Genomic DNA, 26,927 nt, shown 5'->3' on the forward strand with positions numbered 1-26,927 from the left:
GTTAGTTGGAGATGATATTTCCCTGAGCTGAGATAAAGACCTTATATCCGCCTTGGGTCGTCTCTTCTATCTTCGAAGTGTAACTTCCAAAGGAGCTGTCGACCCGATAATTTCCCGATGTCACTTGAAGCTGACCTGAGCCGGAGACAAACTCATTTAATTGGGCCTTCTGAGAATGCGGAGAGGAGGGGAGAACCACCGTTGCTTGCTGAATACTGGCATCCATTTGACATCCGGTCAGAATGAAGCCAATCGCTAAAGTGCAAAGATATTTTAAAGCTCTTGTTTCCATAAACGGTCCAATTTTAGAGGCTTATGCCTCCTTATCGGTCTTTTATGAATCGCTCTTAACTGGATTATCGTTTTGAGATGGATTCGTAACAACTCTGTAAAGAAATAGCATCTTCTTAATCAGTGCAACCTGAGGATTGGACTGATTTTGTGTACTTTTTTGCAATCTGAGCCTGCAAAACTTTTAAATCTCATGATTATGCCGATAAGAAAGGCATCAGGAGATCATCATGGTACGTTCTTTATCTTGGAATAAGACATTTGTTTTGTTTCTGCTCTCCATATCCAGTCCGGCCTGGGCCGGTCTTACTTACCACGGGCGTATATTAAATTCTTCAGGACAACCTCCTTCAGGGCTGGTGAGCTTCACTGTAGAAGTTCATGGAAAAGTGAATGCCACTGATGCTGACTGTGTGATCTATCGAGAGTTCTTTACCAATAAAAACTTGAGCAATACTGAGGGTATCTTTGAATTGAGTCTTGGTACTGGAGAGGGCGTGATTGATGACAGCACGCGAGTGGCTCCGGCCAGTACATCATATTCTGTTAAAGACATTTTTCTTTCGTCTCGTTCTTTTCCTTACTTATCTCAATGTCCTTCGGGTTCTTTTGTTGATACCGGAAGTGGCGCGGAAAAGCGATTTTTAATTTTGAAATTTAGAGAAGGCTCCGGGGCTGAACAGGTTCTTTCTCCGCAGGTCATCAATCAGGTGCCCAGTGCTTTGACTCTGGAGGGATATTCAAAAAGTGATTTTGTTATGAAGTATCCAGATGCGACGCCGGGGCTTAAAGTGCCTTCGGGCACAGGCGCTGGAGACCGTCCCGCAAGTCCTGCCGTGGGAACTCTGCGCTTCCGCTCTGATGTCGGTAAACTTGAGGTTTATGTCGGAGGGGCTACGTGGAATCAGCTTGAGGCGGCAGGGGCGTCCCCAGTGACGGGAATTATTGCCGGCACGGGCATCACCGTGTCGAGCTCTACAGGGAACGTGACCGTTTCCGCCGATACAGGAACAGGAGCGGGAAAAATTCCTCTTTTGGATGCTTCCGGAAAGCTGGCGCCAAGCATGATTCCTTCAACGGGAGTGGTCACTTCCGTCGGTGTCACGGGTCCGGTGACAAACTCAGGAACCAGCACGGCTCCGATTATAGGAGTCACAACGGGAATCACTGCAGGGACATTGGCTTCAGGAAACGACACTCGTTTTGCTCCGGCTCCGGCCTTGGCTGATGCGGGTAAAGTAGTGAAAGTGAATTCCGGCGGAACGGGATATGATCTTTTGAGTTTGGGAACAGCGGCGACTCTCAATACGGGAACCACTAATGGCACTATTCCAACAATTGGTGCGGGTGATAAACTTCCGACGTCCATTATTCCTGCTTTAGGATATGCGACCAGTATTAGTGTGACAGCTCCTGCAACCAATTCGGGAACCAGCACGGCTCCCAATATCTCAGTGGCCACGGGCAACACCTTAGGAACAGTCACGGCCGGAAATGACGACCGTCTGGCACCGTCGCCCTTGTTGGCGAATGCGGGGAAAGTCGTGAAGGTCAATGCCGGAGGAACGGGTTACGATCTTTTGACACTGGGAACGGGGGCGACCGTGAATACGGGAACGGCAGCAGGCAACATTCCGGTTCTGGATGCGGGCGCCAAAATTCCGACGTCCTTGTTGCCGAACATTGCGGGCTCTAATTTCGGCGTTCAGGTGCAGAAAACATTTTTTGCCGGACCGACGAGTGGCGCGGATGCGGCGCCCAGTTTTAGAACTATTGCTGAAACGGATCTTCCGACAATCACAACTTCTGGAAAAGTCGATGGTGGTGCGATCACGGGGACCATCGGTGGGTCGACCATCATCAACACTTCGGGAAGTATCACTGGAGGCGCGGGAAGTTTAAACTCTGTGGTTTTACGCGGGTCCAGCAGTGGAACTGTGACTTTGAACCCGGCGGCGACGGTCACATCTTATTCCCTGACGTTGCCAAATGCGACGGGTTCTACGAATCAGGTGTTGGGACTGACGGGTGTGGGGCAATTGGGATGGATTAGTGCTTCTTCTGTGGCGGTCACAGGGGTCACAGCCAATGCACCTTTGAGCGTGGGCGGCACGACGACAGCGCCTGTTCTAAGTATTTCGCTCGGAAATACTCTTGGGACAGCGGCGGCAGGGAATGATGATCGTTTTGCACCTTCGCCTTTATTGGCCAACGCTGGTAAGGTCGTGAAGGTCAATGCGGGAGGAACAGGATATGATTTGCTTACTCTGGGAACCGCAGCCACTGCGGATTTGGGAAATACTTCTGCGAGTCGAGTGATCGCTTCCGATGCAAATAAAGCGGTTGTCACCGGCGGACAGATTGCCGCCGCATTGGGGGCGGTGACGGCAGGAGCTGGGCGAACTGTGATTGATTTTAATAAAGGAAACGTCATCAACCTGACGGGCAATAAAGCCTGTGCGGGGTCGACAGTTTCGGGTTCTGAAGATTTTGATTTACAGAATATGTCCGAGGGAGGCTCTTACACGTTGATCGTGACGGCGGGAGGAGCTCATACGGGTCCTTGTACTTTTGTTCATACAACGGGGACCACAGTGGCCGTTGGTGGATTTAGGTTTGTACCAAGCAATGCGCAGCCCTCTGGTGATACCGTCTACACAATGTTAAAGGTCAACGGGACTGTCTACGTCAGTTGGATCTCGGGATTCTAATCAGAAGACTCGGGATTCAATTCTTCTCTCTGAAAAACAGGCCCATAGGGGCCGATCAGGCTTCGTTTCCACCACAAACCTTCTTTGTGAAGTTCCTGCAGACTTGAAAAATGATATTCGTAGCGTTGTAGACGTAAGGCTTTAGGAGCTTTTCCATGAAAAGGATCTATAGCGAAAAGACTCAACACGTCTGGGGACTCTTGAAAAATCCGCGTTATTAAATTCTGCAACCAAAGATTTTCATTAAAATTCTCCAAAGCGGCAAACCACATTTGCCAATCGAGGCGTGGTTGATGAGGGGCCACGATACAAGGCGCTCGCTTTTGGTCGCCGGGTTTGAAGTGGAACTCATAACTTTCCCAATGCTCCCCATCGTTGCTCCCCTCAAGAATCAATTCAGGACGAGTCCGAGTCATCACGGCGAAAAGCCCATAGGGATTGGATATGCGGAAGGGATAGAAGAAACGCATTGTGGGAAGCAGAAAATCCAGCTTCGTGCTTTTTTCAAAAAGACTTTTGTAAATCCAAAATAAAGAGGTGGGGATCAAAATCAAAAGTGGAAGGAGCACCATAAAGTCAGGGATTGTCGAGGCTTCGACCCAATTCACTTTGGCACTCCATGAGGAGTCGGGTAAAACTCCCAAACAAAGTGCCAGAGTTATCAGGTTAAAGAATCCAAAGTTTCCGGTTAAAAGAATCAAGATCTGCAGAAGCACCAGCGCACTCACAGCAAAAACCTGAGTGGGGCCGGGAATAAAAATCAAGAAAGGTGCGACAAGTTCGATAAAGAACATGACCAGACAGCTCATCTTTTGGATCGGCAGAGGAAGTTTAGCGGCAAAGAAGGCCAAAGGTGTGGGGAGAGGTTGAGTCCAGTAATGGTAAGTCAAGGCCGTGAAATTCCGCCAGCAGGAGTCTTTGTTAGAAAGTTTCACGACGCCAGAAAGAAACATGAGTTTGAATAGGAGGAAAAGCGTCAAACCATAGATGGCCGGATGCAGAACATGTGCTCCAAAAGGAATCCATTCCCACTGCCAGGGCGCAAAGAAAAGTCCAAGAAAGCCAAACTCTAAAAGCAGACTGTCCCACTGATAACCTAAAAAGATCTGCCCGCAGCTAACAAAAGAAAGATAGCAGATGAAACAAAGAAGCAGCATATAGCTTTGACTGAATCCCAGAAATGCCAAAGACGCGGCCGTCATGCCAATAAAACACACGGCCTTCAGGGAAAAGTCAGAGGAGAAAAACCAAAACACCGAGGGGACATGATAAAAGCGTTCCCCTTTCATTTCCTTGTCTAAAAGGTTGAGAAGATGATCGATAGAAAGAATACCTTGGCGGCCAAAGAGCCCCAAGAGTTGGGGCATCAAGGAAAGAAAGGCGATAAAGTAAGAAAAACTCAACGCCTTCGAAAGAATCCAGCTTGCGGTATTAAAATCTGTCAGCACCATAAATCCTTTGGTCGGACTCTAAGCTTCGCCAAGTTCGACCCAGGTCACTCCGTCACCGCCCCCCTCAGGCGAGCCGGCTTTCCATTTCTTGACATAGATGGATCGTGATAAATAGGTGCGCACGGCTTTCTTTAAAGCTTCTGTGCCATGGCCGTGAATGATCTTCATGCGATCTTCCCGGGACTGAGCCGCTTTGTCCAAGGCGAGTTCTAATTCCGAGAGGGCGTCTTCCACGGTTTTTCCACGCAAGTCCAAGGTGCGATCATCGTCGGCCAAAGCAACACTGATCGAAGCTCCTTGGCGAACCAGTTGGGAGGTTGGATTTTGTGGTTTTCCAGGGGGCTTTAAATCCTGCCAGTTGAGTTGCAATCTTACGGAACCAGAAAGAATCAACACATCCCCTTTGGAGTTGGGCGTACTTTGAATAATACCATCTTGATTCAGAGTCGGCACAAAGACCTTCGAACCCGGAGGAAATTTCTTTCCGAACTCTTCGGCGTTCTCAGGAGCCCCGGGTTGAGTAATAGGCTTGGCTTTCACGATCTCAGGAAGTTTGTATTTAATTTCTTGTAAAGCCGTGTGACGTTTGAAAGTTTCTGTGACCTTTGCCTGCGCAATCGCCTCTTCGACTTTTCGTTCGGCTTTTTTCAGAGTGCGTTGCAGCCACTCGTCTTTGTCTTTATTGAATTGCTCTAACAGACCTTCGTATTTCTTTTTAGTTTCAAGGGCCTTTTTGGTTTCTTTCTTCAGATGCTCTTGAAGAATGGAAATATCGCTTTTAAGTTGTTCAATTTGCTCTAAACCCTCTAAGCGGGCGCGTGTTGCCGGAGCCAGAACATCCATCGCACGTTGGACGATGGCAGGAGAAACTCCCACGCGTTTGGCGGTTTGAATAGCCAAAGAATCTCCGGGAATGCCGGCGATAAACTGGTAGGTGGGGCGCCCTGTTTTTGGATCATACTCAAGGCTGCCATTGAGGACGCGACTTTCTTCATCCCATCCGGCTTTCAAGGGGCCTAAGTGCGATGTGATGACGGCAAAAACATCATTTGTTGAAAATGTTTCGATAAAACTTCGCCCCAGGGCACTGCCTTCTTCGGGGTCCGTCGAACCGCAGATTTCATCGATCAAAATCAAATTTTGGCGACCCTTCATTTCTGCGGCTTTGCTGAGAATCTTTAAGTGAGCAGCGAAGGTGCTGAGCTCTTCATCGACACTTTGGGCGTCGCCGATACCGATAAGAACATCTTTAAAGAATGGAATTCGGGAAGTTTCACTGGCACAAATAGGAAGTCCACAGCGAGCCATTTGCGCGGCAAGGCCAATGGATTTTAGAAGAACTGTTTTTCCTCCGGCGTTCGGTCCGCTCAGCAATAACACACTCTTTTGGCCTTCAAGTAAGACCGAGTTAGAAACAACCTTTTTTCCTGAAAGCTGCAAAAGGGGATGACGGACTTCGATGAGTTCCAAGCTGTCCAGGGAAAACTCGATGGGATGTGCATTCACGAGGGTTGCAAACTGCGCTTGTGAAAAACGCACGTCCGCTTCTTCTAAAAGAATTCGGGAGACCTCAATTTCGGGAGCTTTTGAAGAAAGATAACTGGAAAGCTCCGTTAACAACCTTTCGATTTCATCTTCAATTTCCACTTCGATCTGACGAAGGCGGTTGTTGGCGGGAATCACTTTTTCCGGTTCAATGAAAACCGTTTGTTTGGTCTGTGAAGAACCGTGAATCACTCCTGGAAGGTGATGTTGCATCCCACTTCGCACCGGCAAGACCCAACGTCCATCTCGAGTCGTGACGTATTTGTCTTGAAGAACGTTTTCCATCTGGTGATCTTTCACCAGGCGATCTAATGTTCCTTGAACTTCGCGGGCCAGTCTTTCTTTTTCACGATACAATCGAAACAGAGTTTCACTGGCGTCGGCGCGAATTTCTCCGTTGGGAGTCAAGATCTGATCAATTGCTGACACGGGTTCTTCGGCGTTCATCAGGCGGGAAGAAATTTTTTGCGCCCATTTGTTTTCGACCGAGTGAAGGGCTTCTTTTAACGCTAAAGCCTCAAGGCAAAAGCCTCGAACGTCTTTCATTTCCAAAGTTTTTAGAACAGCATTTTTTTTAAGGCGGGTGATCCATGTGGAATACAGATCCAGGCTTTGCATGTAAGGACGGACGCCTTGATTAAGGACTTCCGTGGCTTGGGCGATCTCTTCAAAACCGAGATACGCCTCTTCGGCGGTTTTCAAAGGGCGCGTGGCCATGATCGTTTCACGACCCGCTTCACTGGTTGCGTGAGAACGAATCTTTTCTAAAATTTCGATCCAATCAAGAACGACGAGATCTTGCATGAAGGGCTCCTGTAGTAATCAATGCAGCCAGAGCAATAAGAATGAGAACCCAGTCCCAATGCCCCCATTGAACGTAAAAAGTGGTTGGTGCATCTTTGCGATACTTTATCACAAACTGTCCGCTCCATTCTTGATGAAGCGGTGATTTTTGTAGAACGTCACCATTTGCCAGAACGGCCGTGCTAATTCCCGTATTGGTAGAGCGCACTAAGGGGCGACGCACTTCGATGGCGCGCGCCAGAGTCATGTATAGATGCTGTTGCGGCTCCGAGGGGTGTCCAAACCAAGAATCGTTAGTGGCATTCACCAAAATGTCCGTGCCTTTTTCTGCCAAACCACGAGTGAACTCGGGATAAAGACCTTCATAGCAGATTTGTCCTCCCCAATGAATGGTTTCACCTTGATGTCCCCAGGCCATGACTTGCGGGCCTTTGCCGCGTCCAAAGTTGGAAACAAAGGGAAGAAGCTTCAGTAAAAACGGAAAACGCTCGCTGAGGGGAAGGTATTCTCCGAAAGCCAAAAGGTGAGTTTTACGATAAGGGCTGTCCAGATTGTTTCCTTGGGCGTCGACCAGGAAAAGAGCATTGTAGGTCGATTGATCCAACTTTTCATCGGTTTTTGGATCTTTGGAATAAGCGCCGGTGATCAAGGGTTTTCCCAGAGGGGCAAGTCCTTGAGTCAACATTTGCGTGTGTTTGCGTCCTAGAAGGTGCTGATCCAGATAGTCGGGGAAGGCGGTTTCAGGCCATATCAGAATATCGGTTTGCGGAAACTTCAGTAACGCCTCTTGAGAAAGTGTGAGGAATTTTTTGGTAATGACCTCTTGGTATCCGCGTCCCTGCTCGGCATAGACTTTTTCAAGGTTGCCGATATTGGCTTGAACGATGGTCGCGCGAATTTCTCGGTCAAAATGGTTCCACCCCAGTCCGTGCCAGTAACCAATGCCCACCAAAGCGGCAAAGGTCAAAGACAGGAAACTTAAGTGAGTCAGGGCTCTTTTGACATAACTTTGTTTTAGCCAAATGTATCCCATCCAGGCGTTAAAAAGCAGAATGATTGTCGAGAGTCCGAAAAAGCCGACCAGATCCGCCAGGTGGTAGGTGGGAATCTTCGCCCAAAAGAACGTATACCCCAGGTTCCAGTCAAAAATGACGGGCCAAATTCTTTCCAGAAGTGACTGAAGGAGGGCGATAATGAAAAGAGTCTTTCCTCCACTCAGCGAGAAACGCAGGCGCAGCCAGGTTCCTAAGGCGACTGCGACCGGAATATAAAGATGCATGAGCGCACAAAAAAGCAGCAATGCGAGGACCGATAAAGACCATGGCATTTGACCGAACTCGTGAGCGGTGTAGGCAATCCAGTGAAAGCCAATCAGGGTCAGAAAAAACTGAGTCACCCATCCGGCCCAGAAAGAGTCCTTCACCGAGCGACTGTCCTCGGTGACGTAAAGCCAAAGCGGGGTGTAGCAAAAAATCAGGGCCCAGGGCGGAAAGGGGATGTAGCTTGTGCCGACGAGAATTCCTGAGAGAATCGCCCAACGAAATTCGTAGGCTTTATGCTTGAAAAATTGAAACCATTTCTTCATCATGGTATTAGTAACACAAAGAGTGAGTGAGTCCAGAGTGAAATTGACGGAGAAAATGAAAATTCGATGCCCCTCATGCACAAAGCTGTATGAAGTGGAGAGTGAAGATATTCACTCTGAAACTCCGTTGTTTCAGTGTATCTCCTGCGACAGTCGATTCAGTTTTGAGTATCCTCCGGTAGATCCTCAAAATGTGCTGTGTTTTGTGGTTCCGGTGGTAGCGACAGCACAAGCACCTATGGAAGAAACGAGTGTCGCTCAGCATCAAGAAGTACACCCTGACCCTGGCGCTCACGAGATGAAGTCTTGTCCGAAGTGTGGGGCTTTGAATGGACGACGCTCTAAGGAGTGTTATTCCTGCCACGTTCTTTTTGAAAAGTTAGAAGGACTTCCTAAAGATCCCAGCCTGAAGGCGCAGCCAAGTTTGGTGCGCAAATGGAAGAATCTGGTTGAGAACTTTGAAAATGAAGAACTTCACGATGAGTTCATCCGGGCTTGTCATCAGTTGGATGCTCTGCGCTTTGCAACCTTGAAGTATGAGGAGCTGAAAGCGGCTCAAGGTGGCGACCCTCAGTGCGATCAAATGATCGCACGAATCAACAGCCTGATGATGGTGGGGCTGTCGCAGAAGCCGGTGGCGGGTAAGCCCCCAGAGACACCAGCCCGGCCCAAATGGCAGAAGTATCTTTATTGGGGCCCCTTCGCGCTGAGCGCGCTGTTGATCCTTTTAGGGATTGTTAACTTAGGTCATCGCAATCTGATCGGGACTGGGGTTGCTTTGGCCTTCATGTCCGCCGGGTTGATCGTGATGATTCGCGGGAAGATTTCTCTTTCTGATTTTGTTGATTAGACGCCTGCCCAGTAGTCCAGCCTTCGTCGAGTCCAGGTCCCATCTCATAAAGAAAATCCTCATATTTCCGATAGTTCTCTACGAGGGAAGCAGCTTGTAGTGGAACAGGTCGGACAGTTTCAAATTATTAAACCCTTAGCCTCAGGCGGGATGGCAGATATCTTTTTGGCGAAAAAGATGGGGGATCGTTCGTCTCAAGTGTTTGTCATAAAAAAGGTGACAGCTAACGCCGGTGACAAGTGGTATTACTCAAAGCTGTTTCTTCGCGAAGCAAAACTTTCTTTGTCGTTTCATCATCCCAATTTAGTTCGCACGTTTGAAATGGGCACCGACCAGGATAGTCTGTATCTGGTTCAGGAGTATATTGATGGCGTGAATCTTCGCGACATCATGAAAGTTGTTGAGCGAGATGATCTGATTTTCCCTGCAACCATGGCGTATTATCTCTTGGCTGAAACATCCCTGGGGCTTTCTTATTTGCACGGCGAGCTTTCGGTCATCAAAGAAGATCAGGTGTGCATACATCGGGACTTGAGCCCTCACAATATTATGGTGAGTCACAGCGGTGACGTAAAGATCATCGACTTTGGAATCACCAAGTCACGAGAGAGTGAGTCTTTGACCAAGGTGGGCTCCGTGCGAGGCAAGTACGCCTACATGAGCCCCGAACAAGTGCGTGGCGAAAATTTAGCCCCGGCTTCGGATATCTTTTCGTTAGGAATCGTTTTCTATGAACTGCTTTCGGGGAAGCGCTTTTTTGAACATTTGAATGAAGTTGAGTTGATTAAAACGTTGGATGCTTGGTCCAACAAGGATCTGGAGACCCGCCTTTTAAATGTTGGCAGTGAAGACGGGGATGTCTTGAAGTTGATGTTGGCTCCGGACCCGTCCCAGCGCGTGTCGGCCTTGCGCTTGCGAAGCATCATGGAGACTCGTCTGAAGGCTCTAGATGCCAATTATAATAAGAAAGATTTCGCCCAGGCTCTGGGAGAGTTCACCAAAGATATTCCGGTTCCTCAGGGGGCTGCGACGGAATCACGGGTTGTTATGGAGGGACCTCTGACTTCTTCGTCAGCAGGAAAGACCTCAATGCCTCAACAGATCACGCTGTATGATGTGCTCACCAAAGAACCTAAAAAATCCAACTGGGCCATGCCTTTGGCGGGACTCATGGTGGTTGCGGCCATTGGGGGCTGGTATTATCGCCAGCATCCCGAGCTTCTTTCATCTGGACAGAGGGAACTGGCGTCTTCTGCGGTCCCTGCGCAGAGAGTGTACAGCAAATCCATTTTGCTAAGATTTGATAACTTCAAAGATAGAAAATCCTTGAGAGTCGCTGTCAATGGACGACTCATCGATGGTTTAACCATTCAAAATGGTTTCAAAGTCTATGATCAAGATGTTCTTGTGATTCAATATTATTCCGAGAGTCAGCGCAGATGGATCGAGCACAAGGAGGTCATCAATACCTCCAAGCCTCCCGTCCTGACTTTTGAGTTGTAGGTGGAATTTCGTATCCTGGATAGATAATGATAATTTAGTGACTTGTAGGTTTTCTTCCGCTCGGAGTTAAACTGGGATTAGCTGTCCACGACATCGCGCTGACGCTGTTTGTTCGTTCATCGACAATAATAGTTAAGGGTGTTGTGGATGATTGATAGAAGAGAGATGGGCCGTAAATACTCTCTTTTTTTGTGGGATTTTTTATGTCAAACGACGCCTTCGGGTATCTTTTTATGAGTCTATTAAGTTCAGACTCTGGCTCCCGATCATCCATAAACCAATGTGCAGAGATAATATTCCCGGTTGCCGCATTAAAAATTAATGATAGCCGAGTGGTTGTAGGTTCTCCGGCAAGATAAAGCCAGGTTTCCTCTTGATGACTACTGTCCGTGTAGTCTTTTATATCTGGGGCACCTAATTCTTTTTTTGCAGTGACAGTGTTGAGATTCATTAAGTTTAAACTGTCAATCTGGGTTAATGATAACCGTGAAGAAGTCGGCGGCAGGGAAGAACAGGCCACCGTAAATGTCAGAATTAGTGCTGTGATCATTGACTTCATTCTACAAGCCCTCTCTTAGTCTAAAGCTATCATATGCCGACGACAAGGCGAGATTTATCAAGATAAGTAAACATATTTTCATTAACCCCTGAACTTAGTAGATTAATGAGAGAATGTCGAGAATACTTTTGGTTTTTGGATCCTTGAGTGTTTTGAATGACTCGCAAGTTACTAGAACCCTTCACCCTCTTGCTTGGTTCCCAGCTTTGTCGGGCGATTTTTATTTCCACCCATGGCATCGATAAGGGAGCGACCGAAGTGACTCATTTCACGAGCATTCGGGTCCACGCCTTCTTCCGCAGCCGCTGTGGCGCGGGAATTCTTATCATTGGGGTCGGCGGTGAACTGTTTCATATTCTGAGTATTGACGGCAATAACTCCAGAGGCCGACACACCTTGATCTAGGATCGTCAATGACTTGTAGAGATTAAGTTGTCGTGACGTGCGTGTCTTAGAGGCTAACTGCGTTTGTGCATCTCCCGTCGCTAGGATGTACTTCTTAACGTCTTCAGCTTTGAAAGACTGTTTGTGCGCCATCACCAGGGCTGCGGCTCCCGTGACAAAAGCGGTGGCTTGTGAAGTGCCTGTCATATAACCGTAAGCGTTTCCAGGAAGGCAGGACAAGATGTTTTGCCCTGGAGCTGCGATGTCTACGGTCTCAACTCCATAGTTAGAAGAGGCCAAGACTTGCGTGGACGGATCAATAGCTGTCACAGAGATAATATTGCGAAGTTTGTAGTCTGCAGGGTAGTAGTGGTGTTGATCCGAGTTGGAGCGTTCATTTCCCGCCGCCGCGACAAAAAGAATTCCTTTTTTCTCGGCTTCGGCGATGGCGTCATGTTCTTCTTGAGAGAACTCAGTTCCGCCTCCAGAGTAGTTGATAATATTTGCGCCCATTTTGACGGCGTAACGAATAGAGGCGACCGTGTTTTTGAGATTGTCAGTGCCAGCCACTTTGGGGTCGTAGTATTTAAGAACCATCAAGCTCACTTCGGGGGCAATTCCTGTGATGCCTTTTCCGTTTCCGGCTTCTGCACCTATGATTCCCGCGATATGAGTTCCGTGCCCATGATTGTCATCAAGCTTGTTGTTGTTGGAAACAAAGTTCCAGCCATAGACATCATCCACGAAACCGTTGCCGTCATCATCAATGCCGTTGGTGGCTTTGTCGCGCCCTTGGGAGTCTTTTCCCGTTTCTCCGGGGTTGCGCCAAAGATTGCTGGCAAGGTCTTCGTGTTTGATGTCAATGCCCGTGTCGATCACGGCAATGACAATATCACGACTGCCCTTGGTCACCGACCAGGCGCGAGCTGCGTCGGATTTTTTGAGTCCCCAGGCTTGGCTGATTGCAGGATCATTAAAAAGAGCACTGGGCTCGTCTTCAACTTTATCAGTTTTGGAGGTGATGAAAGAATTTTCCAGGAGACGGTTGGAATCTTTTTTGTTGGAGCTTTGGGTACGAGAAGGAGAAGGTTCAGTCGAGTAAAGGTAAAGACCTAACCCACCAAAAAACACCAAACCAACACAGCCAGCTGCAATCCACAATTTGCGAGAAGACATGAAGTATTCCCCTTTCTCCACTCTGTCTTATCGGAGAAGCGGGGGTATTCTTAAGGTTCTAGGCCTGACTTTCGCAGGGGAAGTTGTCTCAGAGTGAGACAACTGGGGCGATTTTTAGGGTGTGTTTATTTCTTGAGTGCCAGAAGCTCTTCCGGGAATGCGATGCTTTTGTCTGAATTCAAAAGCCGCTGATAAAAGACGTAATTCCGCATGACAAGTTTGATATAGGCGCGAGTTTCTTCATAGGGAACTTCTTCGATAAATTCGACAGAGTCGTCACGATAGCGAGTTTTCAACCACCCACGAATGGCAGAATCGTTGGCATTGTATCCTGAGACCGCCAGAATAAATTGGTTGTTATATTTTTTCATTAAAGATTTAAGTTCGAAGGCTCCCAGGGGCACATTGATCTCGGGTTTAAAAAGATCCAGGGCCTCGCGGTATTCCAAGTCATTTTGTTTAGCGAGTTGTTTGGCGATGCTCGGCAGAAGTTGCATCAAACCAAAAGCGTCGGCCGGACTGCGCGCTTCCGGATTGAAAGCGGACTCCTGGCGAATGATAGAATAAATAAATTCTTGAGGCGTACCACTTTTTTGGGAGGCGGCCAGAATAATTTCGCTGAAAGGCTGAGGAAAAAGAAGATCGGGATGATCGTTCAGAAGGCGATCTTTCACCTCAGGCTGCAAAGCCCCCAATGCCGAGAAGAGGGGAAGGTAAAGGCCCGTGCGCGCATAGCCAGAGGAAACTGCCAACCATGTTTCTTCAGAGGTGATATTTCGTTTTTTCAGATCTTCCACGGCGCTGTTAAGAACTTTTTCCGCGAAAGGTTTTTCATTCACTGCGATAAGCCACTCTGTAGTGAGGCGAGTCTGCGGAGCCAGTTCGCTGACACTCAGAAGACTTAAACCTTGTAGTTCCTTGTTGTCGACTTTCAGGGGCGCATAGCTTTGTTTTAACTCACGTACAGCCAGGACTCCGTAATAACCGAGAGGATCTTCTTTCACGAGCGTTTGAAGTTCTGAGGTGGCTGCGGCATTTTCTCCCAGCTTTTCAAGCGCACGAGCCAGCCAAAAACGCGCTCGCGCCAGATCTGACGGATCTTTTACCAGCGACTTCATTTGCTCAAGACTGGTTTTGGCCTCGTCCCATTTTTGCAGTTTGTAGTAGTTCCAGGATTTTAGCCACGCGATCTTGTCGCGAAGTCCTGGAAGACTGACGGGCTGTTGATAACTGGCTTCAAAGTACTCAAGAGCTTTCGGAAAGTTGCCTTTTTCTTCATCAATACGGCCCAGGATAAAGTAGACCTCATCCATGGGGTAAAGTCCCCGCAAAAGGCGGTGAGTTTCATTCAAAACCTGCACCGCTCGCGAAGTCTGATCTTCCGTCCACAGTGTTTTAGCAAAGAGAACTTGTGCATCATGGTAGCGCGAGATCGCTCGACGGTCTTTTTTATTGCTTTGAAATTCCTTTTTCGCCCAATTCACAAGGTCGGCCGTGGCATTGATGTAATCCGTGCGTTGTTGCGCGACTTTATAGGTTTGACGAATGTTCTTCAGACTTTGAAATTGATCGTCCGTGCTAGCTTGTTTGGAGCTAAGAATTTTTTTATATGTTTTAAAGGCGTTATCAAAATCCCGATGAAAGCGATAGTCGGCCGCGACCGAGCTTAATTCTTTAAAACCTGGAAGGGGATTGAGGCGCGGAGAATTTTTGTAAAGTTGCGCCTGAACCTGGCCGATCTCCTCTTTGAGTTCCAGCTTTTGTGCGGTTTGAAGAGCTTTTTGCAAAAGATCTTCTTTGTTCTTCTTGTTGCTTTCTAATCGCGCTTTTTCAAGATAGGCCGAGAGGTCGTCCTTGAGGTCTTCCGAACTGAGCGCCTCTTTCAGTTTGATATCGACATAAAGATCGCGATACCAAGGGGCGACTTGCCCGGGAAGCTCAATCAACTTTTCTTTTTCATGACAAACTTCATAGGCCCGCAATAAAGCCAAATCGTGCAAAGGGAAGTCCTGCTCTGCTGAGAGAGCTTTAAATCCCTCGCAGGCCCCTTGAGGATTTTTTTCTTTTGTTAAGACAGACAGGGTGTAGGTTTTCCACCAGCGGATATTGTCTTCCTTGGCTCCGACCTCAAGTTTCTCAAGATCGCTCGGCGATACCATCTTCCATTTTCCCAAGAAGGGCGGAGGAGGAGGTGTTAAGCGCTTGTCGATACGCGTGTCAAAACGCGAAGTCGTCGCGCAACCCAAAAGAACAGAAATAAATGAAAGGGCGATTATAAAACGAGGCATAGCTTGATTAGGCTACGCCTTTTTGAATAAAAGAACAACCTGCTTACAGACTTAGAACGCGTTAAGCCGCAGGGAAAGTGATCGCTTAGAGGCGACCACTTTGAAGAGTTTGAATACGAACTTCCAGAGGAGGATGGGTCATGAAAAGTTTCGCCAATCCACCTTTGTCGCGGTTAGAAATCATCAGAGTGGCCGTCGCACCCTCTTCGGGGGGGATCGGTAGATCATAGACCGAGCGAAGTTTTTGCAAGGCTGCGATCATGTTTTCACGGGATGAATACTTAGCTCCCCCCGCGTCAGCGCGGAATTCGCGACGGCGCGAGAAGTAGTTCACGACGATAGATCCCAACAATGTGAAGGCGATGTCTCCCAAGATTGTTACAGCAAAGCGCACGATCTCACGATATCTTTCTTCGACGTTGGAGGCGACTAGGTTTGCCAAAATACGAGAGAAGAACATCGCAAAGGCGTTCACAATACCTTGAATCAAAGTCATTGTGACCATATCGCCGTTGGCAACGTGAGCCACTTCATGAGCTAAAACGCCTTCCACTTCTTTGTCGTTCATTCTTTGCAGAAGTCCTGTTGAAACGGCAACCAAAGAATTGCTCTTCGAAGGTCCCGTCGCAAAAGCGTTGATGTCGACAGACTCATAAATACCCACTTCAGGCATTTTAGGAAGCTGTGCACGACGAGCCAATTCGTGAACCTTGTTGACCAAAGCACGCAGTTCTGGATTCGGATTGTTGGGTTCAATAACTTTGACCCCATGGAACATCTTTGCCATCCACTTGGACATCAGCAAAGAAATGAAGGCTCCTCCCATACCCCAAACAAGACAGAAGGCCATCAAGAAGGGAATGTAAGAGTTAAGACCCGCAAGTCCTAGGAAGCGACTGACAAGAGACCAAACGATTCCGATGGTCACCATGACCAGGATGTTGGTGAGAACAAATAAACCGATGCGTTTTAAAAATGCCATTTAAGAACACTCCTTTTAGAGTCACTACTAATAATGATAACTCTAAAAGGAATGTCAATGCTATCACATCACGTCGTGACAGGTTGTTTCTGATTCTTTTGCCCAGTTCCGTTTTGGGTGGTGCTAAAATGGAACTTCAAAATATCCTTTTCCAGTTCCACATTGACACGTCCACCGTCGACCAGTCGTCCGAAAAGAAGTTCATCAACCAGAGCTTTTTTCAGATGTTCATCCACACAGCGGGCCAGGGGACGAGCACCGTAGACTTTGTCATAGCCCTTTTTCATAAGCCACTTAATCACGTCTTGAGAAACGTTCAATTCAACTTTTTTCTCAAGCAAAGTCATTTTTAGTTCATCGACGAACTTCTGAGTGATTTTTAGTACCATGTCTTCGCTCAGATCGCGGAACGAAACCACGGCATCCAAACGATTGATAAACTCAGGTGCGAACGCTTTTTTAATCGCATCCATAGATAACGAACTGCGATTTTCTTCGACCATGCTGATGGTGCCCCGCGAAGTTTCTAAGGCCCCGGCATTGGAGGTCATTACTAAAATCACATTCTTAAAATCAGCGACCCGACCATTGCTATCCGTTAAGCGTCCCGCATCCATGACTTGTAACAAAACATTCGTGACATCGGGATGGGCCTTTTCAATCTCATCCAGAAGAAGAACACCGTAAGGATGTTTTGTGACGGCTTCAGTCAGAAGCCCCCCTTCTTCATAACCGACATATCCCGGAGGCGCTCCGACCAGACGAGCGACTGCATGTTTTTCCATGTATTCGCTCATATCAAAGCGTTCAAAATGAACACCCATGATTTGTGCGAGTTGGCGGCAGACTTCGGTTTTACCCACTCCTGTCGGGCCGGTGAAGAGAAAGCTTCCAATCGGTTTGTTCGGACGCCCTAAACCGCTGCGCGCAAACTTGATGTTGGCGACCAGGCGATCAATGGCTTCGTCTTGACCGAAGATCAGAGCTTTCAGTTTCTTATCTAGATCTTTAAGTTGGGTTTTTTCACTCGAAGAAACCGTCGCGATAGGAAGACCTGTCATCTTCGCGATGACTTCCTCGATCTCGGCGGTATCAATCTTGATATCTTCAGCATTTTCATACTTCAATCTGAAATGGGCTCCGGCCTCGTCCAGAACGTCGATAGCTTTATCCGGTAGAAGTTTACCGTGAATGTGCTTTTGCGAAAGTTCGACAGCGGCCCGTAAAGCCTCATCAGAAAATTTCACACCATGAAAATCTTCATAGGATTTACGCAGACCTTTTAGGATCTCAACACAATCTTCACGGGACGGTTCGTTGATGTCGATTTTCTGAAAGCGACGGTTGAGGGCACGGTCTTTTTCAAAATACTGGCGGTATTCACTGTGAGTCGTGGAGCCGATGCAACTGATCTCACCGCTCGCTAGGGCGGGTTTTAACAAGTTCGAGGCATCCATAGAGCCACCACTGGTGGCTCCGGCCCCCACGATGGTGTGAATCTCGTCGATAAACAAGATAGCGCCCGGGCGTTTGGAGATATCTTTCACGACGGCTTTTAAGCGGCCTTCGAAATCACCCCGGAATTTTGTGCCCGCAAGTAATCCTCCGAGATCAAGAGAATAGATCACCGCGTGTTTCAGTTTTTCAGGAACACTTCCCTGGACAATTTTTTGCGCCAGTCCCTCGGCGATGGCCGTTTTTCCAACCCCAGGTTCGCCAATCAAAAGAGGATTGTTTTTCGTGCGACGGCAAAGAACTTGAATGGTTCGCTCAAGGACATCCGCACGGCCAATCAAGGGGTCGAGTTTTCCTTGTTTGGCTTTTTCATTCAGGTTCACGCAGAAGCTCTCTAGAGGAGATCCGCGGCCTTCCTCATAACCTTCCCCCTGAAATTCAGTCGGGCGAGAGGCTGCTGCGGGTGGAATATCGTGTTCTTTTCCATCCTTGGTAATTCCGTGAGAAATGTAGTTGATGATATCAAATTGAGTAAGACCCTGGCGAGCTAGGGCAAAAGTCGCATGGGAATCTTGTTCATAAAAGAGCGAGACAAGAAGGCTTCCCTCGCTGATTTGATTGCGTCCGGCGCTTTTCATTTGAATGGCAGCACGCTGAATAAGACGGTGACACGCTAAAGTGAATTCCGGAGTCCAAGATTCAAATCCGCCATAGGAGGACAGCTGGTCATCAGTGATTTGCGGAATGCCCGCTTTAAGGTGATCGCGCAAATCTTGACGGAGCTTCTGCACGTTCACGGCGCAGGCTTCAAGGATTTCCACCATGATCGGGGACTCAGTCAGGACCAGAAGGATGTGCTCCAGGGTCACAAACTCATGATGGTGACGCTTGGCGAGTTCTGTGGCTTCGGCGAGCTTGCGCTCAAGTTCTCGGCTCATCATGCTTCCTCCTCCAGGGTGCTTTTCAGGGGATATTGATTGAGCTGCGCGAATTGATTCACTTGCATGACCTTCATCTCGGCAATCTCAAGACTGTAGACCCCGGCGACACCAGCGCCCTTCTTATGTACATCTAACATAACTTGCGTGGCTTGCTCTTCTGATTTCGCAAAAAAGCGACGCAAAACAAGAACGACAAAATCCATGGGAGTATAGTCATCATTCAGAAGAATGACCTTGTACATCTTCGGCGTGTCCAATTTTGGAACAATCTGGACCCCTGCTTCTCCCTCGGGATTCGAGAAAGGATAGTTGCTATTGTTATTATTATTGTTGTCACCCATGCGTTTATTTTACCTCATGGTTCAATTTGATCACTCTTTCGTCATTGGCAAGTCTAGGGGAGTAAGAAAAGCTAGTTTTAGGTCCGGCCCTGTGTCCCTCTCGTATTTATTGTGGAAACTTGCAATCGGGAATTAATTTTGACACACTTATGTGGGTAAACAGAATTAAGAACCATGGAGGTCCTAATGTTTTTATCAACTCGAAAGTCTCAACGCGGTTTCTCTCTCGTTGAGTTGATGGTCGTTGTGGCGATTATCGGTGTTTTGGCGTCGATTGCGGTGCCTTCTATCAATAAATATTTGGCCAAAGCACGTCAGTCAGAGGCGAAGACAAATCTTTCTTCAATTTATACGTCTGAAAAAGCTTTTTATGCTGAGTACACGGCTTACCATACAATGTTTGGAGCCATTGGATACTCTCCTGAAGGTAAGTTGAGATACAACGTAGGTTTCAGTGCCGCGGGGACTCCAGATGCTGGTACTGGAAATGGTTATAACAACCCTCCAACAACGGCTCCTGGAAATCAAATTAATGCATATTCATACTGTAATACCAGTGTGGGAAATGCGATTGGTGCGTTCAGCAATAATAGTCCTTGTACGTTGCTCAATGGCGCGACGAATGTGGCTCCGCCAAGTCTTCCAACGACAGTTTTGGACGGAACGACTTTCCGTGCGGCTGCGATTTCTGTGATTCATACTAGTATGCCTGCTGGTGACGTTTGGACGATTGATCAAAACAAAGACTTGAGAAACGCGACTCCTGGTATTCCTTAATGCCAACATCTGTTGACATGATTCATAGTATTCAGAAAATCCCAGGCCTTGTGCTTGGGATTTTTGCTATTGGGCTCATCGTTTTAACCAGCGGACAATTTGGAGCCGCAACGAAGATTGAACGAAAGCCAATTGCGCCGCCTCCTTATATCGAGCGCATGAGCTTTGGCTATCAAGAGTCCATCGCGGATATAATGTGGATCCGAGCCATCCAAGACTTCGATTACTGCGATCAAGAAATCGCCGCGAAGGTTTGTGTGAACAACTCATGGCTCTACAAAATGCTTGATACAGTGACAAACTTGTCGCCTCACTTTCGCACTCCCTATGCTGCCGGGGCGCTGGCGTTGACCGTGATCATCTCTGACATTGATGGTGCGACCAAAATTTTCGATAAGGGCGTCAAAGAGTTTCCTAACGATTGGCCGATTTTGTATCGTGCGGCTTATCACTATCTCTACGAAGTGAAGGATAAAAAAAGAGCTGCGGAATTGCTGATTCAAGCGGGACAAAACGGAGCTCCACCATGGGTGTTCTCGTTGGCGGGGCGTCTTTACTCTGACTCGGGTCATCTGGATTTAGCGCAATCTCTTTTGGCAGAAATGAAACGCAACAATCAGGATCCAGTTTTAATTAAACGTCTTGAAGATAAAATTGAGTCGTTGAAGTCCTCGGGCCAGTGATCAGTCCTTTTTCTCCATATGCCAACCAAATAGAAGCATTGCGTCCAAGTTCCCACTCGAAGAATCCAACTCGAGGTCTTTGTTTGTGAGGGCCGGGCAAGTTTTTTAGAGGGAAGCATTGACGGACGCTCCTTCGTCACCATATTTTGATTTGCACGTGAAATTTCAAGATTTTAGGACAATGCACAGACTATGGCGCAAAGAGATTACTACGAAATATTAGGCGTTCCTCGTGAAGCAGACCAAGATGCGATTAAGAAAGCTTATCGTAAGTTGGCAATGCAACTTCATCCCGATAAAAATCCGGGGAACAAAGAAGCCGAAGAAAAATTTAAAGAGGCCGCAGGTGCTTACGAAGTTTTGAGTGATCCCCAGAAGCGGGCTCAATATGATCGTTTTGGTCACGAAGCTTTCTCGGGACGCGGAGGAGCGGGCTTCCAGGATGTGGATGATATTTTCGCCCATTTTGGAGACATCTTCGGCGACTTCTTCGGTGGCGGCATGGGCGGTCAGCAAAGACAACGCCGCAGTCGCAATGAACCTCGTCGGGGTTCGGATCTTCGCTATGTGACCGAGGTCACCCTCAAAGAAGTGATCACGGGTTTAGAAAAAGAAATTGAGTTTGATACTGATAAAAACTGTGATGATTGTAAAGGCACGGGGGCCGAAAAGGGCTCGCAGGTTTCTCAATGTCAGATGTGTGGCGGTTCGGGCCAAGTGGTTCGTTCTCAAGGCTTTTTTGCGATGGCCTCGACCTGTCCAAGCTGCCACGGTCAAGGCACCGTGATTAAGAATCCGTGCAAATCCTGCAAAGGCAAAGGGCGTGTCAGTGAACATCGCAAGATCCGTTTGAACATTCCAGCCGGGGTCGATACAGGCACCCGTTTGCGTGTTGCCACCGAAGGTGAAGGTGGATACATGGGGGGGCCTCCGGGAGATCTTTTCGTTGAGATCCGCGTGAAGCCGCACAACCACTTCGAACGTCGTGGGGATGATCTTTTTGCAGAGCTCTCTGTGCCGTATGTGCAAATGCTTTTAGGTGCGGAAATTGAGGTGCCAACGGTCACTGCTAAGGCGACTGTGGAGGTGCCTAAAGGAGCTCATGATGGTGACAATGTGAAGCTCTCTGGAGAAGGATTGCCTTCTTTGCGCGGCAATCGTCGCGGTGATATCTACTTCCGCGTGAATGTGCAGTTCCCTGAAAAATTACATAAAGACGAAGAGAAACTTCTGCGCGAAATTGCAAAAGCTCGCGGTTTGAAGGTCGCCCCCGAGGGCGGCGGTCTTTTCGGTCGCAAGAAGTAGAAAAATTGAGGCCCCGGCGTTGAAGGGTTTGCGCCGAGGCCTAGAGGGGACATATTTGTTTTGTGTTTTTAAGAGAGGAGCGAGGGCTCATAATGCCTAAAGCTGCCCGATAACACGAGTTAAAGATTCGTAAGATATTGATTTTGTTGATTAAAATATTGTCATAAAAAAATAACTACGGTGGCTTGACGAAAACGAATGAGGCCCCACATTTAAAGTGCTAAATAGAGTTAACTTCATGGAAATTAAGGAGATTTTGGTATGGGTAAAATAATTGGTATCGACTTAGGAACGACGAACTCATGCGTCGCGATCATGGAAGGCGGCGAGCCTAAAGTTCTCGTGAACGAAGAGGGCGCTCGTACCACTCCTTCTGTTGTAGCGTATACAAAAGACGGAGATCGTTTGGTGGGTCAAATCGCTAAACGTCAAGCGGTGACGAATCCTGAAAACACAATCTATTCTGCAAAACGTTTTATCGGTCGCAGATTTGAAGAGATTCAAGAAGAGATTAAACTGGTTCCTTACACTGTGGTTGCCAAGGGCAATGACTGTGCATTCAAGGCGCAGGGAAAACAGGTTTCTCCAGAGGAAATCGGTGCGGCGGTTCTTGCAAAACTTAAAAAGGTTGCAGAAGACTATTTGGGTGAGCCTGTCACAGAAGCGGTGGTGACTGTTCCTGCGTACTTCAACGATGCGCAAAGACAAGCGACAAAAGATTCCGGTCGTATTGCGGGTCTTGAAGTTAAACGTATTATTAACGAACCCACAGCGGCTGCGCTGGCTTACGGTCTTGATAGAAAGAAAGATGAAAAGATCGCGATCTACGACTTCGGGGGAGGTACATTCGATATCTCTATTCTTGAAGTGGGCGATGGTGTTGTAGAAGTGCGCGCTACCAATGGGGATACTCACTTGGGTGGTGACAACTTCGATACTGTGATCTTGGAGTGGTTGATTTCTGAATTCAAAAAAGATCAAGGTATTGATCTTAAGAGCGATAAAATGGCGTTGCAACGTCTGAAAGAAGCAGCCGAGAAAGCAAAAATCGAGCTTTCTACAGCGCAAGAAACAGAGATCAACTTGCCATTCATCACGGCGGATCAATCGGGTCCAAAACATTTGCAGACAAAATTGTCTCGCGCAAAATTCGAGCAAATGACAGAAGACCTTGTGAAGCGTTCGATGGAGCCTTGCCGTAAGGCTTTGGCGGATTCTGGTTTGAAAGCCTCTGAAATTGACGAAGTCGTTTTGGTGGGTGGTTCTACTCGTATCCCTGCCATTCAAAAGGCAGTTAAAGATTTCTTCGGTAAAGAGCCCAACCGCACAGTGAACCCTGATGAAGTAGTGGCTGTTGGTGCCGCAGTTCAGGGTGGTGTCTTGGCTGGTGAAGTAAAAGACGTTCTTCTTTTGGACGTAACACCTTTGAGCCTTGGTATCGAAACTTTGGGTGGCGTGATGACCACTTTGATCGAAAGAAACACAGCGATTCCTACGAAGAAATCTCAGGTGTTCTCAACAGCTGCGGACAATCAGCCAGCTGTCGACATCCACGTTCTTCAAGGGGAGCGTAAGATGGCGTCTGACAATAAAACTTTGGGGCGCTTTGAGCTTGTAGGTCTTCCTCCAGCTCCTCGTGGTGTCCCTCAAGTTGAAGTGACTTTTGACATCGACGCCAACGGTATCCTGCATGTGAATGCGAAAGATATGTCTTCTGGTAAGTCTCAGCAGATCAAGATCACGGCTCAGTCTGGTCTTTCTGAAGAAGAGATCAAACGTGCGGTGAATGATGCCGAAGGACATGCGGAAGAAGATAAGCGTAAGGCCGAGGCGGCAACTCAAAGAAACAACCTCGACAACTTGGTTTACCAAACTGAGAAGTTGCTCAAGGATTCAGGAGCGCAATTGCCTGAGTCTGAGGTGAAATCTGCCAACGAGGCTATTGCGAGTGCGAAAAAAGTTCTTGAGAACAAATCGGCGGAAGCTTCTGAACTCAAGGCGTCTTTCGATAAGTTGCAAGACATCACTCACAAACTCACTTCTGAGCTCTATAAAAAGCAAGGAGCTCAAGGTGGGGGTGAAGGCGGCGGCACTCAGCAAGAAGGCGGCGAAGCCTCTTCTGATAAAGGTGACGACGTCATCGATGCAGATTACAAAGATGTGAATTAATTTTGATTTCACAAAAAAAAGCCGGGTTTGAAACCCGGCTTTTTTTTTGTTGGACCCCATGCTCTTCAGTATTACGATTTAAGTAAACAGATGAGGTGGTTATGCATAAAGAGCTTTATCCGGTATCCCCTGACTTCGCTAAAAACGCCTGGATTGACGAAACAAAATACAAAGAAATGTATGAGAGATCTCTCAAAGATCCAGAAGGTTTTTGGGCTGAACAAGCCGAGCGATTGGTGTGGGACAAAAAGTGGGATAAGGTGAAAGATGTCAGCTTTAAGAAGCCTGTTCATATCAAATGGTATCAGGGCGGGAAGCTGAATGTTTCTTATAACTGCATTGACCGACATTTAGATCAACGAGGCGATAAAGTCGCCATGCTGTGGGAGCCCGACAGTCCGTCTGTGCCCTCACGAAAAATCACCTACAAAGAACTTCACGGCGAGGTCTGCCGGTTTGCCAATGTTCTGAAAAAAATGGGCGTTAAAAAAGGCGATGTTGTTACGATCTACATGCCGATGATTCCTGAAACCGCCTTTGCGATGCTGGCGTGTGCTCGTCTTGGCGCCACTCATTCGGTTATTTTTGGTGGCTTTGCTCCAGACTCGATTGCCGATCGTATTATTGATGGGGCCTCTCGGTTTGTGATCACCGCCGATGCGGGTTTCCGCGGCAGTAAAGTGATTGCGCTGAAAGAGAACATTGATAAGGCCTTAGTGAAAGCCTCCATAGCCGACAAGGTCTTGGTGGTGAGATACGCCGGCAATCAAATCGAAATGAAAGAAGGGCGTGATTTCTGGTATCACGAGATGGTGAAGGACGTCAGCAGCCAGTGTGAGCCTGTGATGGTGGACGCTGAAGATCCTCTGTTTATTCTTTATACTTCTGGTTCCACGGGAAAACCCAAGGGTGTCATGCATACGACGGGTGGTTACTTGGTTTATGCCAGTATGACTCATCAGTATGTTTTTGATTATCATGAACAAGATATTTATTGGTGTTCTGCTGACGTGGGATGGGTGACAGGGCACAGTTATATTGTCTATGGTCCGCTGGCAAATGGCGCCACCACCGTGTTCTTTGAAGGGGTTCCAAATTATCCAACACCCGCGCGCTTTTGGGAGATCGTTGATAAACACAAGGTCACGATTTTCTATACCTCTCCAACAGCCATTCGTTCTTTGATGAGAGAAGGGGATGCCTTCGTAAAAAAATGCTCGCGAGCTTCGCTAAGACTTCTGGGATCCGTGGGGGAGCCTATCAATCCGGAAGCTTGGGCGTGGTATTACGATATCGTGGGAGATAAGCGTTGTCCGATCGTGGATACTTGGTGGCAGACGGAAACGGGAGGAATCTTGATCTCCCCATTGCCGGGGGCGATTGCACAAAAACCAGGCTCTGCGACGTTGCCATTTTTTGGAGTACAACCCAAGATTCTGACCAATGAAGGACAAGAGATCACGGGACCAGGGGACGGAGTTTTGGTGATTACCGATTCTTGGCCGGGACAGGCACGCACGATCTACGGAGATCATAAACGTTTTGAAGACACCTATTTTTCAAATTACCCCGGTTATTATTTTACCGGCGACGGTTGTCGTCGCGATCAAGATGGTTATTATTGGATCACCGGGCGGGTGGATGACGTGATCAATGTGTCGGGACATCGTCTGGGCACGGCAGAGATTGAGTCGGCCTTGGTCGCCCATCACAAAGTCGCCGAGGCGGCGGTTGTGGGTTATCCTCACGATATCAAGGGCCAAGGGATTTATGCCTTTGTGACTTTGAAAACGGGCGAGGTGGCCAGTGAAGAGCTTCGCAAAGAACTGATCCAAACCGTGCGTAAAGAGATTGGGCCTATTGCTACGCCAGATTTAATTCAGTGGGCAACAAGGCTACCGAAAACTCGTTCAGGAAAAATCATGCGTCGAATTCTAAGAAAGATCGCAGAAAATCATCCCGAGCAACTGGGTGATACGACAACTCTTTCAGAGCCCGGGGTTGTCCAAGAACTGGTCGACAATAGAATGAATCGGTGATAGTTTCGCCGCCATGAAACAACAGGGGACTGCGGGATTACACCGCCCCATTTTAAATGGAAAGGTGAATTTTCCCCTTTGCTTGGCGCCGATGGTGGGGCTAACTCACGTGGCCTTGCGTGAACTGATGCGGGAGTATCTTCCGCACGAAGCGTTCACAATTTGGCCGACCGAGATGTTGAACTCTCGGCGCATTCCTTCTGAAAATCTTGAGAAAACACCTGAAACACTTCGCGCGCCCCATGAAAACGGACTGGTTCCCCAAATTCTTGGCAATGAAGAAGTTCCGATTGCGGAAAGCGTGAAACGTTTGATCGAATGGGGCGCTGAAGCCATTGACATCAACATGGGATGTCCCGTGCAGAAGGCTTTAAAACACAACTATGGAGTCGCATTGATGGGGGATCCCAGTTATGCGGCGGAAGTTGTCAGAATGACCGTCAAAAACTCTTCGATCCCGGTCAGTGTCAAAATCCGCGCCGTCGGCAGCACGAAGGAATTTGATGAACTTCTAAGTTTTGTGATGGGCTTGCGTAACTCCGGAGCGAGTTGGGTGTGTTTACATCCGCGAACAGCCGCACAAAAAAGACGCGGATCCGCGGACTGGGAGCAGATCAAACAACTTCATCGCGCAGTGGATTTCCCAATTATTGGTAACGGTGATATTCAGACGGCGGAAGATGCTTTATTGATGCTTCAGGAAACAGGTTGTGACATGGCGATGGCGGGCCGAGGACTTGCGGCTCGGCCATGGATGATGTGGCAACTGGGAGAAACCTTGGGGTTTGCTCCCCCTCTGGGAAAAGAAGGCCAGAAAGCACCTCGCACTCCTGAAGACGAAGGGGCCGAGTACGGCAAATGTCTTTTAAAGCTGATCGCGCTTTCTCGAAAATATTTTGGAGAAGACTTGGCGATGAGAAAAGTGCGTTTTTATGTGCGAACAACCAGTGTGTGGTTGGTATTTGGAAATGCGTTGTATGGTGTCTGTGCGAAAGCAAAAACGACGGAAGAAATGGAAGCGGGAGTTCGAAAGTTTTTCGAGGGCCCTGTAGAAATGAGCCCTCGAACGGAACTGCGCCAATAGGCGA

At 48.0% G+C, this 26,927-nt stretch carries 19 protein-coding genes; 9 read left to right on the forward strand and 10 right to left on the reverse strand.

Going from position 1 to position 26,927, the window contains the following annotated elements; genetic code table 11:
* Position 1: 1 nt before the first annotated feature.
* Positions 2 to 292, reverse strand: coding sequence for a hypothetical protein (locus ACM64D_RS09565; RefSeq protein ID WP_415062985.1), 291 nt, complete (start codon positions 290 to 292; stop codon positions 2 to 4).
* Positions 293 to 521: 229 nt separating this feature from the next.
* Between ACM64D_RS09565 and ACM64D_RS09570 the strand changes: the two genes are divergently transcribed.
* A complete protein-coding gene (locus ACM64D_RS09570) occupies positions 522 to 3,002 on the forward strand; it encodes a beta strand repeat-containing protein (RefSeq protein ID WP_415062986.1) in 2,481 nt (826 codons plus the stop codon).
* Here ACM64D_RS09570 and ACM64D_RS09575 read toward each other — a convergent pair.
* The 3 genes from ACM64D_RS09575 to lnt are packed head-to-tail and all read right to left on the reverse strand — an operon-like array spanning position 2,999 to position 8,390.
* Positions 2,999 to 4,453 carry a lipase maturation factor family protein gene (locus ACM64D_RS09575; protein ID WP_415062987.1) on the reverse strand — a complete coding sequence of 485 codons (1,455 nt, stop codon included), beginning with the start codon at positions 4,451 to 4,453 and terminating at the stop codon, positions 2,999 to 3,001. The genes ACM64D_RS09570 and ACM64D_RS09575 overlap by 4 nt on opposite strands.
* Before the next feature lie 18 nt (positions 4,454 to 4,471).
* Positions 4,472 to 6,802: an endonuclease MutS2 gene (locus tag ACM64D_RS09580; RefSeq protein ID WP_415062988.1), complete on the reverse strand. Its 2,331-nt coding sequence runs from the start codon at positions 6,800 to 6,802 to the stop codon at positions 4,472 to 4,474.
* Positions 6,780 to 8,390: an apolipoprotein N-acyltransferase gene (gene lnt, locus ACM64D_RS09585; protein ID WP_415062989.1), complete on the reverse strand. Its 1,611-nt coding sequence runs from the start codon at positions 8,388 to 8,390 to the stop codon at positions 6,780 to 6,782. The genes ACM64D_RS09580 and lnt overlap by 23 nt, the downstream gene beginning before the upstream one ends.
* 52 nt (positions 8,391 to 8,442) lie before the next feature.
* On the opposite strand from lnt, the gene ACM64D_RS09590 reads away from it, so the two are divergent.
* Both ACM64D_RS09590 and ACM64D_RS09595 read left to right on the forward strand, forming a co-directional pair.
* On the forward strand, positions 8,443 to 9,237 hold the full coding sequence (locus ACM64D_RS09590; protein ID WP_415062990.1) for a hypothetical protein: 795 nt from the start codon (positions 8,443 to 8,445) through the stop codon (positions 9,235 to 9,237).
* Positions 9,238 to 9,336: 99 nt separating this feature from the next.
* Positions 9,337 to 10,740 (forward strand): serine/threonine protein kinase, encoded by a 1,404-nt coding sequence (locus ACM64D_RS09595; protein WP_415062991.1) that lies wholly within the window; start codon positions 9,337 to 9,339, stop codon positions 10,738 to 10,740.
* 34 nt (positions 10,741 to 10,774) lie between these two features.
* Here the strand turns inward: ACM64D_RS09595 and ACM64D_RS09600 are convergent, their stop codons facing one another.
* The 6 genes from ACM64D_RS09600 to clpS form a co-directional block, all read right to left on the reverse strand.
* Entirely contained in the window at positions 10,775 to 11,299 is a 525-nt protein-coding gene (locus tag ACM64D_RS09600; protein WP_415062992.1) for a hypothetical protein, read from the reverse strand.
* Positions 11,300 to 11,470: 171 nt separating this feature from the next.
* Positions 11,471 to 12,859 (reverse strand): S8 family peptidase, encoded by a 1,389-nt coding sequence (locus ACM64D_RS09605; protein ID WP_415062993.1) that lies wholly within the window; start codon positions 12,857 to 12,859, stop codon positions 11,471 to 11,473.
* A gap of 125 nt (positions 12,860 to 12,984) precedes the next feature.
* Positions 12,985 to 15,147, reverse strand: a complete 2,163-nt coding sequence (locus ACM64D_RS09610; RefSeq protein WP_415062994.1) for a transglycosylase SLT domain-containing protein — start codon at positions 15,145 to 15,147, stop codon at positions 12,985 to 12,987.
* Between the two features lie 85 nt (positions 15,148 to 15,232).
* Positions 15,233 to 16,129, reverse strand: a complete 897-nt coding sequence (htpX, locus tag ACM64D_RS09615; RefSeq protein ID WP_415062995.1) for a protease HtpX — start codon at positions 16,127 to 16,129, stop codon at positions 15,233 to 15,235.
* Between the two features lie 68 nt (positions 16,130 to 16,197).
* Positions 16,198 to 18,525, reverse strand: coding sequence for an ATP-dependent Clp protease ATP-binding subunit ClpA (gene clpA, locus ACM64D_RS09620; RefSeq protein WP_415062996.1), 2,328 nt, complete (start codon positions 18,523 to 18,525; stop codon positions 16,198 to 16,200).
* Positions 18,522 to 18,866, reverse strand: coding sequence for an ATP-dependent Clp protease adapter ClpS (gene clpS, locus ACM64D_RS09625; protein ID WP_415062997.1), 345 nt, complete (start codon positions 18,864 to 18,866; stop codon positions 18,522 to 18,524). The genes clpA and clpS overlap by 4 nt, the downstream gene beginning before the upstream one ends.
* Positions 18,867 to 19,052: 186 nt before the next feature.
* On the opposite strand from clpS, the gene ACM64D_RS09630 reads away from it, so the two are divergent.
* The 6 genes from ACM64D_RS09630 (at position 19,053) to ACM64D_RS09655 (ending at position 26,923) form a co-directional block, all read left to right on the forward strand.
* A complete protein-coding gene (locus ACM64D_RS09630) occupies positions 19,053 to 19,643 on the forward strand; it encodes a type IV pilin protein (protein ID WP_415062998.1) in 591 nt (196 codons plus the stop codon).
* Between the two features lie 17 nt (positions 19,644 to 19,660).
* A complete protein-coding gene (locus tag ACM64D_RS09635) occupies positions 19,661 to 20,326 on the forward strand; it encodes a tetratricopeptide repeat protein (protein ID WP_415062999.1) in 666 nt (221 codons plus the stop codon).
* 192 nt (positions 20,327 to 20,518) lie between these two features.
* Complete coding sequence (gene dnaJ, locus ACM64D_RS09640) at positions 20,519 to 21,631, forward strand: molecular chaperone DnaJ (RefSeq protein WP_415063000.1); 1,113 nt, start codon at positions 20,519 to 20,521, stop codon at positions 21,629 to 21,631.
* Between the two features lie 261 nt (positions 21,632 to 21,892).
* Positions 21,893 to 23,800, forward strand: coding sequence for a molecular chaperone DnaK (gene dnaK, locus ACM64D_RS09645; protein WP_415063001.1), 1,908 nt, complete (start codon positions 21,893 to 21,895; stop codon positions 23,798 to 23,800).
* A 101-nt stretch (positions 23,801 to 23,901) separates the two neighbouring features.
* The gene (gene acs / locus ACM64D_RS09650) at positions 23,902 to 25,839 is read left to right on the forward strand and encodes an acetate--CoA ligase (protein WP_415063002.1); all 1,938 of its coding nucleotides are present in this window, start codon (positions 23,902 to 23,904) and stop codon (positions 25,837 to 25,839) included.
* 13 nt (positions 25,840 to 25,852) lie between these two features.
* The gene (locus tag ACM64D_RS09655) at positions 25,853 to 26,923 is read left to right on the forward strand and encodes a tRNA dihydrouridine synthase (protein ID WP_415063003.1); all 1,071 of its coding nucleotides are present in this window, start codon (positions 25,853 to 25,855) and stop codon (positions 26,921 to 26,923) included.
* Positions 26,924 to 26,927: the final 4 nt, after the last annotated feature.

It is taken from the genome of Bdellovibrio sp. (assembly GCF_047637665.1).
Classification (GTDB): domain Bacteria; phylum Bdellovibrionota; class Bdellovibrionia; order Bdellovibrionales; family Bdellovibrionaceae; genus Bdellovibrio.